Annotated in this window: 14 protein-coding genes; 7 read left to right on the top strand and 7 right to left on the bottom strand. The window is 47.9% G+C overall.

Going from position 1 to position 14,023, the window contains the following annotated elements; translation table 11 throughout:
• The first annotated feature begins 76 nt into the window (after positions 1-76).
• Positions 77-1,003: a phosphodiester glycosidase family protein gene (locus AC1S5B_RS20935; RefSeq protein ID WP_482037638.1), complete on the top strand. Its 927-nt coding sequence runs from the start codon at positions 77-79 to the stop codon at positions 1,001-1,003.
• A 47-nt stretch (positions 1,004-1,050) separates the two neighbouring features.
• On the opposite strand, the gene AC1S5B_RS20930 is transcribed toward AC1S5B_RS20935, so the two are convergent.
• The 4 genes from AC1S5B_RS20930 to AC1S5B_RS20915 all read right to left on the bottom strand — a co-directional run bounded on the left by AC1S5B_RS20930 (position 1,051) and on the right by AC1S5B_RS20915 (position 4,921).
• Positions 1,051-1,614: a 50S ribosomal protein L25/general stress protein Ctc gene (locus tag AC1S5B_RS20930; protein WP_482037637.1), complete on the bottom strand. Its 564-nt coding sequence runs from the start codon at positions 1,612-1,614 to the stop codon at positions 1,051-1,053.
• A 55-nt stretch (positions 1,615-1,669) separates the two neighbouring features.
• On the bottom strand, positions 1,670-3,028 hold the full coding sequence (locus tag AC1S5B_RS20925) for an adenylosuccinate synthase (protein ID WP_482037636.1): 1,359 nt from the start codon (positions 3,026-3,028) through the stop codon (positions 1,670-1,672).
• Between the two features lie 80 nt (positions 3,029-3,108).
• The gene (locus AC1S5B_RS20920) at positions 3,109-4,128 is read right to left on the bottom strand and encodes an aldo/keto reductase (RefSeq protein WP_482037635.1); all 1,020 of its coding nucleotides are present in this window, start codon (positions 4,126-4,128) and stop codon (positions 3,109-3,111) included.
• Positions 4,103-4,921, bottom strand: a complete 819-nt coding sequence (locus AC1S5B_RS20915) for a phytanoyl-CoA dioxygenase family protein (protein ID WP_482037634.1) — start codon at positions 4,919-4,921, stop codon at positions 4,103-4,105. Before AC1S5B_RS20915 ends, AC1S5B_RS20920 begins: the two co-directional genes overlap by 26 nt.
• A gap of 655 nt (positions 4,922-5,576) precedes the next feature.
• On the opposite strand from AC1S5B_RS20915, the gene AC1S5B_RS20910 reads away from it, so the two are divergent.
• Positions 5,577-6,635: an adenosine deaminase gene (locus tag AC1S5B_RS20910; protein WP_482037633.1), complete on the top strand. Its 1,059-nt coding sequence runs from the start codon at positions 5,577-5,579 to the stop codon at positions 6,633-6,635.
• Positions 6,636-6,717: 82 nt separating this feature from the next.
• Here the strand turns inward: AC1S5B_RS20910 and AC1S5B_RS20905 are convergent, their stop codons facing one another.
• Together AC1S5B_RS20905 and AC1S5B_RS20900 are read right to left on the bottom strand one after the other, a co-directional pair.
• A complete protein-coding gene (locus AC1S5B_RS20905) occupies positions 6,718-8,445 on the bottom strand; it encodes a succinate dehydrogenase/fumarate reductase flavoprotein subunit (protein ID WP_482037632.1) in 1,728 nt (575 codons plus the stop codon).
• A gap of 144 nt (positions 8,446-8,589) precedes the next feature.
• Positions 8,590-8,907 carry a hypothetical protein gene (locus tag AC1S5B_RS20900; protein ID WP_482037631.1) on the bottom strand — a complete coding sequence of 106 codons (318 nt, stop codon included), beginning with the start codon at positions 8,905-8,907 and terminating at the stop codon, positions 8,590-8,592.
• A 248-nt stretch (positions 8,908-9,155) separates the two neighbouring features.
• Between AC1S5B_RS20900 and AC1S5B_RS20895 the strand changes: the two genes are divergently transcribed.
• From AC1S5B_RS20895 to patD, 4 genes are all read left to right on the top strand, one after another.
• On the top strand, positions 9,156-9,851 hold the full coding sequence (locus AC1S5B_RS20895; RefSeq protein WP_482037630.1) for an alpha/beta fold hydrolase: 696 nt from the start codon (positions 9,156-9,158) through the stop codon (positions 9,849-9,851).
• Between the two features lie 94 nt (positions 9,852-9,945).
• Positions 9,946-10,725 carry a PIN domain-containing protein gene (locus AC1S5B_RS20890; RefSeq protein WP_482037629.1) on the top strand — a complete coding sequence of 260 codons (780 nt, stop codon included), beginning with the start codon at positions 9,946-9,948 and terminating at the stop codon, positions 10,723-10,725.
• Positions 10,726-10,806: 81 nt separating this feature from the next.
• Positions 10,807-11,250 carry a hypothetical protein gene (locus tag AC1S5B_RS20885; protein WP_482037628.1) on the top strand — a complete coding sequence of 148 codons (444 nt, stop codon included), beginning with the start codon at positions 10,807-10,809 and terminating at the stop codon, positions 11,248-11,250.
• A gap of 28 nt (positions 11,251-11,278) precedes the next feature.
• Positions 11,279-11,662 carry a heterocyst frequency control protein PatD gene (gene patD, locus AC1S5B_RS20880; RefSeq protein WP_482037627.1) on the top strand — a complete coding sequence of 128 codons (384 nt, stop codon included), beginning with the start codon at positions 11,279-11,281 and terminating at the stop codon, positions 11,660-11,662.
• Positions 11,663-11,991: 329 nt separating this feature from the next.
• Here patD and AC1S5B_RS20875 read toward each other — a convergent pair whose 3' ends face one another.
• Entirely contained in the window at positions 11,992-12,945 is a 954-nt protein-coding gene (locus AC1S5B_RS20875; protein WP_482037626.1) for a stage II sporulation protein M, read from the bottom strand.
• A 91-nt stretch (positions 12,946-13,036) separates the two neighbouring features.
• On the opposite strand from AC1S5B_RS20875, the gene AC1S5B_RS20870 reads away from it, so the two are divergent.
• The gene (locus AC1S5B_RS20870) at positions 13,037-14,011 is read left to right on the top strand and encodes a hypothetical protein (RefSeq protein ID WP_482037625.1); all 975 of its coding nucleotides are present in this window, start codon (positions 13,037-13,039) and stop codon (positions 14,009-14,011) included.
• The last annotated feature ends 12 nt before the right edge of the window (positions 14,012-14,023 follow it).

Below are 14,023 nucleotides of genomic sequence, written 5' to 3'. Positions count from 1 at the left end.
CAAACCGCTGTAAGCTGTGAACTCAGAACGCTGTCACAATCTTTAGTATGGATCTGTACGGTGTGTCGAGGAAACTATGCGTAAAGCTCAGATCGGGAGCTTCTTTTTGATAGGACTTAGCCTAAGCTTGGTTGCATGTCGATCGCCCAAACCTTCATCAAGCGCTCCGTCCACAGCTCCAACTGCGACCACAACTTCCCCACCTAGCCCAAACACTGTTGAATACAAGACTTATACACTAGCGCGGAGTGTCGTTCACACAGTTTCGATATCTACACAGAGTCAGGTTTTAGTAACGCCTGCGGTATCGGGCACTGTAGAACCCATTGGAGAATTAGCTCAACGGTATGGGGCGATCGCTGCGATTAACGGGGGCTACTTTGATCCCGAAAACCAGAAAACAATTTCGCCCGTTACGCTGCAAGGCAACGCGATCGCCCAGCCTGAAGACAATCCGCGCTTGATGACTAATCCCGACTTGTTACCTTACCTCGATAAAATTCTCAATCGCTCTGAATTTCGTCGGTATCAATGTGGAAAAGTCGTTCAGTATGACATTACTCGCCGTCAAACCATTCCCCGCCCCGACTGCCAGCTTCAAGACTCTTTGGGTGCAGGGCCTCAACTGCTGCCAAATGCCACTTTAGAAGAGGAAGGCTTTTTGGAGATGCGTAACCAAAAAGTGATTCGCGATCCGTTAGGAGTAAATCAGCTAAACGCTCGGAGCGCGATCGGCATCACCCGCAACAATACAATTATTTGGGTAATGGTGGCACAAAAGCCTGAAAATCCAAGCAACAGCGGCATGACGATCCCAGAGCTAACGGATTTTATGAAAACCTTGGGAATTGAAACGGCAATGAACCTAGATGGTGGCAGTTCTGCTTCACTCTATTACCAGGGTAAAACGATTTTCGGCAAAGTGAATCAGTCTGGCAAGCCGATTGGGCGATCGATTAAATCAGCCTTAATCATTCAGCCCATTAAAAAGCCAGAGAAATAGCTCCCTGGCTTTGGAATCAATTCGTGAATCAGCAAATTTTAGCGAGACTATTCTTCGCGACCTGCCACCACACTTGCCACTACCCGTTCTGAATCAGAGACTGCAACTACACCCTCTGGCATCACAAGTTCACTAACATGAATTGCACTGCCTACTTCTAGGTCAGAAACATCCACTTCAATCCCTTCAGGAATAAGAGATGCTGCACATCGCACGGCTAAAGATCCCATCGCAGTTTCTAAAGACCCTCCGCCCAGTTTCACTCCGGTTGGAATACCCACAAAATGGATAGGAACATCCACTTCTAAGTCGCCGTGATCGGCAACGGCATAAAAGCTAACGTGGTAAGGTGTGCCCCGCCAAGGATGGGTTTGGACTTCTCGCAGCAAGGCTTTCCCTGCCCAAGACACTTCAGGAACGGTAATATCGATCAAGGTGTTATTAATCGAAGCTTGTCTCATGAGCCGTTCAGCCTCTTTTGCACTCAGCACTAGAGAAATAGACTCTGTTCCTTTATGGCCATACAAAACAGCGGGCAATTTACCAGATTGGCGAAGAGCATTGGGTTTGCTTCCCTCAGGACGAGTTTGGCATTCAATCGAAAGTTTCATAGCAAAAAATCAAGGGTAAAGAGTTAGAAAAATTTTAGCCATTGGACTGAAGCCGTTAGACTTGAATCGTTTGACTGGTAGGTTCGGCGGAAGTCGTGCCGTTGGTATAGAGCAAAGCGCGTTTAGGTCCATGGATTGGATCTTCAACGATGATAGTTTGATCACGGCTTGCTCCTAAGGAGACGATCGCGATCGGAACTTCCATCAACTCTGCCAATAATTTGAGGTAATCTAGCGCCTGTTTCGGCAATTCGTCTAAAGACCGACAGTTAGAGGTCGATTGCTTCCAACCGGGAACGGTTTTATAAATGGGTTCGCAGTGAGCAAAGATTCGCGAATTGCTAGGAAAATCATGACGGCGCTCATTTTTCACTTCATACGCAACACAAACTTTGATTTCATCCAGTTCGTCTAATACATCAAGTTTAGTCACTGCCAGACAATCTAGCCCATTAATTCGCACTGCATACCGACCAATCACAGCATCGAACCAGCCACACCGTCGCCGCCGTCCGGTTGTAGTCCCAAACTCGGCACCGCGATCGCAGAGCAACTCACCCACTTCCCCATGCAGTTCTGTCGGAAAAGGACCTTCTCCAACACGGGTCGTATAAGCTTTTGCCACCCCGATCACGCGATCAATCATGGTCGGACCTACCCCTGTCCCCACACACGCCCCCCCTGCCACAGGGTTAGAAGAGGTTACATAAGGATAGGTTCCATGATCTAAATCAAGTAAGGTTCCCTGCGCCCCCTCAAACAAAATATTTCGTTTGCGCTGAATTGCATCGTAGATTCGCACCGAAGAATCAATCACATGAGGACGCAAGCGTTCTGCATAAGCTAAATATTCTTCAATCACAGCCTGCGGATCTAGCGGGGGAAGGTTATAGAGTTTTTCTAGGATGACATTCTTGTATTCAACCGTCCAACGAAGCCGCTTACGCAGCGAATCGGCATCCATTAAATCAATCATCCGAATGCCAGTTCGTTCCGACTTATCGGCATAGGTTGGACCGATGCCGCGCCCAGTGGTGCCAATTTTGTGTTCCCCTCGACGCTCTTCCGATGCCTGATCAATTAGGCGGTGATAAGGCATTGTTACATGGGCAGTTTCAGAGATGAGCAGGTTCGCTGTTGAAATCCCTAGCTCTCGAAGCTGATCCAGTTCGCCTAACAACACCTTGGGATCAATAACCGTGCCACATCCGATAATGCATTCCGTATCAGGATAAAGAATCCCTGATGGAATGAGATGCAGCTTAAAGGTTTGATCGTTAACAACAACGGTATGCCCAGCATTTACTCCGCCTTGATAGCGAACGACCATATCCGCTGAGTTGCTGAGCAGATCTGTTATTTTTCCTTTTCCTTCATCGCCCCATTGGGCACCCACTACAATGACGTTAGCCAAGACTTTTTATAACGTTAAAGTTTGCACAAACTCTTATTATCAAGACCGTTTGACCTTTATGTCAACCCAAGCACTGAAACTCAAGTGAAAATACGTTTGAGTTTATTGACAACTCGACGTTTGAACGATCTCTGTCGAAGAGCTTGCCTCAGGGTTGCCAAAGCCGTTTGGGTTTCGGGATCAAGTGGAGAAAGTTTAAAGGCTTCAAGGGCATCTTGGTAGTCTGCGATCGCTTTGCCTCCCAAAACTACCGTATGAGTCGTATTAAAATCCAACACGTAGCGCAACGCAAGGGCAGTCATCGAAAAGCCATCCGGCACCAAAGATTGGTAAACCGCATACTGTTCTGTTCTTGCCTGATTCATCCAAGGCGAGCGAATATCATCTTTAGACAACTGCGGTTTGTGCTGAAAGTATTTACCAGTCAGCAATCCTGCTTCAAACACGCCGCGTATCATGCCACCTAGAGAATGGCTCTGCACTAAGTTGAGCATTTTTTCAGGGTAGGTGAGCAACGATTGGGAAAACATCACCGCCTCTACAGCATTCTTGCAAATCAGGTGTTCTACTAAGTCTGCATCATCGGTGGAAATGCCGTAGAACCGGATTTTTCCCTCTTGTTTCAAAGTATCTAAAATCTCCTTTCCTTGCTCTAGCGACTTGGTATTTGGAGGACTGTGGTAGAGATAAAGATCTACATAATCAGTTTGCAGTCGTTGTAAACTCCCTTCTAAGCTTTTCCGAATGGTCTGGGGATGGCAATCAATGATCCGTTTTCCAGTGTCACCCCGCCGCAAGCCAAATTTTGTACTCACAATCCAGCGATCGCGCCGACCTTGAAGAGCTTCTCCCACTCGCCGTTCGCCTTCGCCATCTCCATAGACTTCTGCCGAGTCAATTGTATTGATCCCAAAATCTTCACAGGCATGAATCAAGTTGATCGCCTGATCACGCCCCACGTCTGTGAATCCATCGGCTTTACCGTCGAGGGTGATAGGACCACTGAGTTGCCAAGTTCCGATCGCGATCGCAGACGTTTTGAGAGTCGTGCGCCCTAGAATGCGGTACTCCATATCAACGGCTTCCCAATGGTGAACCAAAAGTTTGCTTTGCCTTTCTAATCAAACTGGGCACTAACTTATCAGGAGTCCAATTAATAAACTTATATTTCAATCGATTCATCCGATTCTCCTTACCCCGATAGGTCTCTACAAACTCTGGGCTAGATTTGCCATCTCGCGCCACAACAAAGTAAGGCGGCTCAACATAGGGATCATAGTGATCAAGCGACATGTATTCAACAACATAAGCCCAACGGGTTTCTTGAGTGATATTGGGCGTAGTGCTGTGTAGCGTAAACGAAGAGAAAATAACCACATCTCCCGGCTCAGCAGTAATCAACACGGGGTTTTCTGGCACGCCGTCATACACAACCTCATGCCCAAGTTTGTGATAGGGCAAGCTTTGCTTGTGAGAACCGGGTTGCAGCCATAGCCCACCGTTATTTTCGTTGGACTCAGTCAAAGCAACCCAAAATTGATAGTGCGTATCTAGGAGACAACTGTAGTTATTGTCCTGATGCCAAGGAAAAGTGTCTGCTCCAGGTCCTTTGGCAACCGCCTGATCCCAACGCACCCAAATATCTGGACCCGCTAAGTCTTTCAGTAAGTCTATAACTTTCTGCTGAGAAACAAATTGTTGAAGCTTTAAGCTCTTGAAAAAGATGCTGATTCTAAAAACCATCGAACCCCGCGTCAACGTATCGTTGTCATCTCGCAATTGGGCTTCCTTAATATCTTCCAAAAGAGTATCCATTTCCTCTTTGGTAAAAACTTTCCTACAAACAACAAATCCATTTTTTTCAAATGCCGCCCGTCGTTCTGTATATTCCATGACTGTTAAACCCTGATAAAAAATACTTGTAATTAATTTGATCGATTGCTGAAAGCTTAATCTTCAGAAACCTAATAACTAAGACTTGTCCGGCTCCCGACAGCATAAAGCTGCTGTATTTTTCTCTATCCTAAGAAATACTTAGGGATTTTCCTATAAAGAAGCAATAATTTTTTTAAAGGAGGATATAAAAATTCTGTAAATCTGCTTAATGAGCAATAGCAAAGACAGCAAGAATTCCTGGCATTTAATAACGATGTCAAGAAAGTAGAGATCTAGATGAACCCAGAGGTTTTGAGTACTTTACTGAAACCAGTCCTTTTCAAGTCATTTTTGATATGAGTTTTCCTTAATCCCTCTGCCGCGATGGGAGAGGGACTTTGAGAAATCTTGCTCTCCTTCTCCTGCCTTGGGAGTAGACCACAGGGCTTGCGTAGCAGGGGCTGGGGGATATAGCTTGCTTCCCTCAGAGCGGGCTAACTTTAGTTGCCCATCGGGTTATGAGCTTATTTCTTACAGTCAAATCATTCAGTTGGACGCGGATTTGACGCTGAACCAATAAATATTTCCTATGATCTAGAGAAGGATGAATTTTTTGCGGTTGTCTTATCTACCGTAATTGATTTGACCATTAGTACTATTCAAGAGGTTTTTTGTGGCTTTATATGCTGACCTACATCGTCACTTGGGCGGCTCGGTTGTTTCCAGAGTTCTATGGCGTTATTTGCAACGCAACGGCTCTGAATTAGTTCAGCGTTTTCCTGATTATTCAGAGTTTGAAGACTTTTACACGCGTCCTCGCAATACTTTAGATGAATATTTGGAGCTTCATACTTTAGTGGAAGGGGTACAGACTGTTGAGGCTTTGCCCTATTTCATTTATCGATTGATGCGGGGCGCGTATATTTTCGAGAATTTGGCTTATTTGGAGCTACGCTACACGCCCTATCTACGAACTCCTGCTGATTTGAGGCAATCTGAACGAATTGATTTGATGACGGAAATTGTGCGGGTGGTGGGACAGTCTAGCCAACTGAGTGAGTATCCGATTGTGACCAGTCAGATCTTATGTATGCATGTCCGGTTGCCGTATGAGGTGAATCGCGCCATTGTGGATCTGGCGGCGCAAAATCGAGATTATGTGTGTGGAATTGATATAGCAGGGGGGGATAATCACTATGGAGAGCGGATGGAGGAGTTTGTGCGGCTCTATGCTTATGCGCGATCGCTGGGGTTAAACACCACCGGGCATCTCTACGAGACTCGCGATGGCTGTCATGCCGAACTGCTGCCTTACTTAATGCGAATTGGTCATGGAATTCAAATTCCGCTGCAACAGCCTCAGTTGCTTAAACAAATCGCTGAGCAGAAGCAATGTTTGGAGATATGTCCAACCACGTATTTACAAACAGGGACATTAGATGAAATCTCGCAGCTAAAGCAAGTTTTCGATCGCTGTTTTGAAGCAGGGGTAGATATTGCGATTTGTACCGACAATGCTGGACTGCACAATGTTCGACTGCCTTTTGAGTATGAAAATCTCCTAACCCATGATGTGATTGGATTTGAGCAGTTACAGGCGTGTCAGGATGCTGCCTTTAAACATGCGTTTGCCTGGCCCTATGGTCAACGTCCGGCTTCTTTACTCAATGGCTTGCTCCACCCTGACTCGTCTAAAAACGTATTTGAAAAATACCCAGCATCCGCTAGGTAAGATCTCTCAAGAGCTTATCATAGGATACTTTCTCTGCTCGGTGGCGGCTCGGATGCTGGTGATTTAATAGATGATTAGTGGGTTAGTATTTGCGCTCTTGGGGTTGAAATTGAGTGATGACGACGGGCATATATTGGATGTCGATGCCTGCGGGAGAGTAGTAGGTGAGGGTATGTTTGAGAAAGTTGACATCATCGCGATCGGGGTAGTCTTCCCGCGCATGGGAACCCCGGCTTTCCTTGCGGTTCAAGGCAGAAGTCAAGATCATTTCACCCACAATCATCAGGCTGCGAAGCTCTAAAGCTTCTATCAATTCGGTGTTCCAGTCTTTGCCTTTATCATCCAACCGCACCTGGCTATAAAGCTGCTGAATCTCTTTGAGCTTGACAATTCCTTCCTGCATCGTTGCTTCTGACCGAAATACGCCGCAGTATTGGGTCATGCAGTCTTGATATTGCTGGCGAATTTGGGCAATCCGGTAGGAGCCAGATTGCTCGATCAGTGCCTGGATTTGCTCAGCGGCTTCGGTGAGATAGCGGGTTTCATCGAGGTCGGGTAGTTTTCTGTTTTGGACATAGGCAGCGATCGCGGCACCCGTCCGGCGACCATACACCACACACTCCAGCAGAGAATTGCTACCCAATCGGTTTGCTCCATGCACCGACACACACGCCGCTTCCCCCGCTGCAAAAAAAGCTTCTACCAACTCATCGGCACTGCCGCGTACCCGACCATCGGTGTTGACTGGAATGCCACCCATAGAATAATGCACCGTGGGGCGAACGGGCATGGGTTCATGTACGGCATCGATGCCTAGCAATCGATGGGCTTCTTCCCAACAAAATGGGACTCGGCTCATGATCTTTTCCTTACCCATGTGGCGTAAGTCGAGATAGATAAACGGTCCACCAGCGCTGCCATCGGCATTTATCCCCCGCCCTGCCCGAATTTCTCGCGTCATTGCCCGTGAGGTGATGTCACGCGGAGCCAGTTCCATCCGGCTGGGTGCATAGTCCTCCATGAACCTGCGCCCTTCATGATTAATCAGATAGGCACCTTCGCCTCGCACTGCCTCCGAAATTAGCACGCCCACCGGATACAGCCCCGTCGGATGAAACTGGACAAACTCGATATCTTCTAAGGGCAACCCGGCGAGTGCGGTCATTGCCAGCCCATCGCCTGTGGAGGCGTAATCATTCGAGGTAGTGTTGTAAACGCGCCCATAGCCACCCGTGGCAACCATGACCGCTTTGGCACGGGCGATCGCCAACTGTCCATCCAGCAGGTGATACATGACCACGCCTTTTGCTTGCCCATCTTCCAAGATCAGCCGCGTCACATACCATTCGTCGTAAATAGTCACCCCATACTGCATCAAGTTACAGATGAGTTCATGCAGTATGGCGTGTCCAGTTTTGTCGGCAGCGTAGCAGGTGCGATTGTGGGAATGTCCGCCAAAAGCACGCTGGGCAATGCGTCCATCAGCAGCCCGGGAAAACAACACGCCCATGTGTTCCAAATCAATCACCACATCGGGCGCTTCTCGGGTGAGGATTTCAACGGCATCCTGATCAGCGAGATAGTCGGAGCCTTTCACGGTGTCAAAGGCGTGGGCTTCCCAGCTATCGGTTGGATCGGCATTTTGCAGAGAAGCTGCCATACCGCCCTGTGCCGCCACAGAATGCGATCGAATCGGGTGAGTTTTGGCGACTAGCCCCACGCTTAGTGTTGGATTCGTGCGAACAATTTCCAGGGCAGCGCGTGATCCGGCTAATCCGCCGCCGATGATGATTACGTCGTGTTCGAGCATGGGAACAGGTTTCAGGATTCAGGGGTCAGGGGTCAGAGAACGGGGGCAGGAAACAGGGGGCAGGGAACAGGAAACAGGGGGTTGAATCTAAAACCCGAAACCCGAAACCCGAAACCTGAAACCTAATTGCCGAATCCTTCTCCATTATCCAGTAACTTGAGCCGCTTGTTGGCTGGGGGTCGCGATCGGCGTGGTGTTGATGGTCTTTTCTACAGCAGGATCAAGCTGTGTCAGTTCAATATGATTTAACAGAGTCGTGACAAATGCGAATAATAAAAAAGGAACTGTCAGCACCAAAATTAGCCCCACAATTGCGATCGCAAAAATGGGTTTACTTGCTCCCATCAATGCCATAGCAGCAGACAGGCTTAAGAAAATGACCATCAGCCAAACAATAATCTGACCATAAATGTCACCAAAAGAGAGAGTGCAGTTCATCCGGTACTTTGATAGGTTATTCATAACTGCCCTTAAAGGTTTGTTAGTATGACGGCTTTAAATCTATTAACTCTAAGTTACACCCAAGCAATCATGCTTGTTTAGTGTAGTAATTAATTTTCATACCATACTACTGCTTTAGGATTTTGGTAGACACTGTTGAACAGACAGAGATCAATATTTTCCAGCTTCAGCAATGGGGGTCATCCTAAAGCTTTGTAGATTCAGAAGTAATGTGACCAACATTACGGCGGTAAAAAGGAAGAACACTCATGAGTGCAGTTAAAAACATCGTGCTAGTTCACGGTTTCTGGACAGATGCCTCTAGTTTCAGTCAAATTATTCCACCGCTATTGGCAGAAGGCTACGAAGTGATTGCAGTTCAAAACCCGCTCACCTCGCTAGACGATGATGTTGCTGCAACGAAACGCGCTTTGGCTCGCCTTGAAGGTCAATGTATTTTGGTGGGTCATTCGTGGGGCGGTATGGTGATTACTGAAGCTGGCAACGACGAACGAGTTTCTGGCTTAGTCTACATTGCCGCGCTTGCGCCTGATGCTGGCGAATCAATGCTCGATCTGATGAGTAAATACGGCAATCCATCGCCGCATTTTCAAGAACAAGAGGGTTTTATTTGGATTTCAAAAGAAGGTGTACAAAAAGTTCTTGCAGGCGACCTTTCAGCCGAACAAATCGCATTAATGTATGCGACTCAGACGGCACCATCTGTATCATTACTGGAAGCGAAAGCAGATTCGCCAGCGTGGAAAAGTAAGCCAAGCTGGTATGTTATTGCGAACAACGACCAATCTGTTCCACCTGATTTGCAGCGCGAGTTATCTAAACGCATGGGCGCAACAACCGTTGCTCTAGAATCAAGCCACGTCGCAATGATTTCTCATGCAAAAGAAGTTTTAGACGTTATCCAAGTAGCGGCGACCAATAGTTCTACTTGCACCCCTGCTTAAGTATCTAAACCAATTTAGAACTGTTGATAGAAGTGAAACCGTCGCATTCTGCCTCAGTAATTCATCGAACTCATTCGGGTTGATTATCAGATTTATGTCTCTCTTACCCTCGTTTGTGATTGTGTTTGATACGACTGCTTTGTTAGCGGGTAAAACTCGTGAGTGGCAGCAGTTTTCTCAATTGGGAGAGTGTTTGGTGATCGAGGGAGTGCTAGAAGCAATGAATGCACTCTGCGATCGCGCTCCAGAACCCGCCATTGAAGCCACTGCCCGCGAATTTACCCGATTTTATCCCACCAGCGGCTGGCAGGTAAGTTTGGCGATCGCAGAGCATCCCTCACTTAAGCCTGCCGATGGGCATACTCTCAGTCAACGGGCGCGATTATCGCTAGAGGTGTTGAAGTGCGCTTATGGAGTGGCACGGCGGCGACGCGAGAGCTTGGTGATTGTGGTTGCTAATGATCAACCCATGTTGCAGAAGCTCCAAGGATTAAACACCAAAAACTTGTGTGGAATTCCGTTGGCAGCGCTCATGCAATGGAGCCGAACCCAGCGCCGCCCTGCGGCTGTTGCCCATTATCTACAGTTGACGCGATCGCCTGAAACGGCTACGACCTCTGCTACCAGTCGCCAAACTGTTAGCCCTAAACCCTATACTTCCCAGCCCACAGGTCGCTTGGCTACGGCTCCCACACCCGTAATTTCCCGTTCTGCCCGTAAGACTCCTACCCGTCGCCCTGCCCACTGGTCACGCCTGTTAGCAAATGTCGTGAACTTAATCGTGATCGTCACTGTGGGCGCGATCGCTTGGCGGTTTATTAGCCCTGCTAGTTTTAATCAAATGTGGCAGCAGATCCCAATCGTAGGAAAATAGGGAGCAGGGGTCAGGTATCAGGCTTGATGTGAATAACGGGGTTTAACCAAAAATGTAACGTGAGAGGTCAAGGGGACAGGAATGAAGATAAAACGTTCAACTTTAGTAGTTCAGGGCATTTTAATTCTGTTGCTATTGGGAGGTATCGCGTTAGGGTTGAGAGGAAGGATGAGCGCGATCGCGGATAGTGTGCCGCCTGTTGAAATGCCATCCATTAGCCCAATTCCTAGCAACGCGCCTGCCGAGACGACCCCAAGGGCGGAAGCAAAATTGCCTGAAACCATAGCCGACACGTTACGGCAAGAGTTGAGTCAACAAACTGGCATTCCAGCGAATAAGTTGCAACTGGTGCAATCCACTCAAAAAACCTGGTCAGATGGCTGCTTGGGGCTGGCAAAAGCGGACGAGATGTGTACTCAGATGATGGTTCCGGGCTGGCAGGTTGTGTTTTCTGATGACACTCAGCGCTGGGTCTATCGCACCAATGCAACGGGTAAAGTCTACCGGATGGAACCACCTAAGTAATGCTGTTAGATTTTGGCAAGGTGAATCTATGACGCAATTTGAGCAGATCCCCAAGTTGCCGCCTGAATATTTTCAAACCTATCAGAAATTTGAGCAGGACGTGATTGGGTTGAATCAGGCGATCGCTGAAAATAATAACTCCGCTAACCTAAAGGCGGCTGTGACAAATTTACAAGCTTTTTTTCAAACTCACATTTGGATACTAAATCTAGATGAATTAGATCCAGTACTAACGCATCAGGTGCAGTCGTTTAATGTTGAAATTGATAAGCAATTACGCTTATTGAACATGGATATGATGTTTTTGCAGGCGGCAAAGCAACCTGCCACCGTTGAGCAACGGTTAAATCAAATGGGCGATCGCCTCACTCTGTTACTGCGATATTGCCACGGCTTGCTAGAGGATCAGTGACGGTTGTGGGCGATCGCCTCGGTTAGGCGAATACCTCAAATATGTCCGCTTCCCGGTCACCGATCTAATTGACTGCACCTCATACCCATTGGAACGGTACAACTCTCTTTGGTCACTCTAAGCAGATGAAAACATCAGTTGCAGATTCAACCGATGAACGACTGAACAAACAAGCTAATTTATTTTAGCCATGAGCAGCTTAAATCCACCACCATGCGAGGCGATCGTAAATATCTGTAACCAGCGCTTAAGCCCGTTAAAACAGATTAAAGATTGGATGACTAAACGTAAGTTGTTGAGCAAGTTCTTCCAACCGCTCTGGTTATCTTCTACTTCCTTGTACGGCTGAGATACCAAACCAGCAATCCAAATAGTCCAGTGCCGATCGCGTACTTGACTAGATCAGGAATCGCAGGTTGTGGAGAAATAAAGCCTTCAATGATGCCAGCAATCACGAGCATAGGCACAATGCCAAACACTAAATTTGCTGCCTGCATTCCATAGAGTTTGAGGGCATCCGCGCGGCGGTATTTGCCCGGAAACAGGATGGCTCTTGCCAGCAAAAAGCCTGCTCCGCCTGCCAGAAAAATTGCAGGCAGTTCGAGCGCGCCATGGGGAAAGACAAATGCCCAGAAGGGAATAGCAAGATTATTTTGCCCAACCAGTGTGCCCACGGTGCCAATCATTAAGCCGTTGAAAAGCAGAATATAAGCGGTGCCCAGTCCGGCAGTGATGCCACCCGCGATCGCCGCAAACGACACCTTAATATTGTTGATCATGATGCCAGTGGAGGCGAGTGGCTCAATCCCCAAAATGGAACCCATCCACAGTTCGCCGCGATCTCGCACCTTTTCAATCATTTCTGTGGGCAGCACCAGCGTCATAAACATCGGATCATGCCATGCCAGCCACCATGCCACTAAAACACCGAATACAAACAGCGCTGTGGCAAAGGCAATATAGCCGCCTGTTTGCTGAACTGCCGCCGGAAAACCCCAGCGATAAAACTCCAGCACGGCTCGCCATTCCTGTTTGCGATCGCCCTGATACACCTGAGCATAGCTGCGAGTGGTCAAGGCTTGCAAATCACGGGTGATTCCCTCTCCGACCTGATTGGTTTTTGCCCGCGCCAAGTCAGCCGACACCGAGCGATAGAGGCTAGCCAACTGCCGAACTTCTTCTGCTTTAAGCGACTTTAACCCCTTGCTTTCCAACTTTTTCAAGAGAGCCTCCAAGGCTTGCCAACTGGGTTGTCGTCTCCCAATCCAGCGCTGAATGTCCATAGATGTTTAATAGATATTTATATTTGCAAATAACGAAAATAAGTGGATTAGGATAGCGGCATCATTCATCGTTTTAACAGGAGCGTAAGTCATGGCGCAAGGATCGCGATCGTCCTCCGTAGAGCCGCTCAGCGTTGGCAATATTGTCAGCAGTGGCTTTCAGCTTTACCGAGAAAAGTTCCAAGACTATTTGCCCATTGCATTGGCGGCGGTCGGTTGGTCATTGCTGCCAATTTTAGGACTGATTAGCCTGGGTCTGATCGTAGCAGTCATCATTGGTGCGACGCAGCAACCAACAGCAGGGGCTGGGCTAGGAGTTTTAGGATTTGTTGCCATGATTGTGTTAGCAGTATTTTGCTCTGCCAAATCCTTAGCAAACTCTGCGTTGATTACGCGCTTAGCCTTTGGAGAACTCACAAACGAGCCTGAAGCGCTCACGGACGCTCGACGCTTTGTCAATTCTCGTAAGTGGAGCTTTTTTGCAGTTCAAATCTGGGTTGGGCTAATTGCTTCTGGATTGGTTCTTGGGGTTTATATCGTCGCGGGGCTGTTAGGCTTTGCCCTGTTTGTGGCAGTCGGGGGCGCTGGCGGGGGTTCCCCGAACCCTGGATTGATGATGATTGGGGGGGCGTTGCTGTTGCTGATTATTGTCGCTGCGATCGCGGCTTTCTTTTGGCTGAGCGCTCGACTCTTTGCGGCAGAAGTTCCTTTAGCAACCGAACCCCAAATAATGGCACTTCAATCAGTGAAGCGTTTCTGGAGCTTGACGAAGGGCAATGTTTGGCGAGTATTTTTAGTCTTGCTGATTACGTCTACTATCACTCTGCCGCTCTATTTAGTTGCTCAAGTGATTTCCATCATTCCCCAAGGCTTAGTGTTGGGATTGGTTCGAGACAACCCCGATGCGCTAGCGATTGGGAATGCTTTATCAACGCTAATTGGCTACGCCATTGGCTTGTTATTGTCTGTGGTAGTGCTACCGCTGTGGCAAATTATTAAAGCAGCGGTCTATCATGATTTGCGAACTCGGCAGGAAGGGTTTGGCTTAAAACTGCGAGATCGCTAATCTCAGGAATGC

Source organism: Leptolyngbya sp. CALU 1928, assembly GCF_056784215.1.
This window is presented reverse-complemented; position numbering and strand designations above follow the sequence as displayed.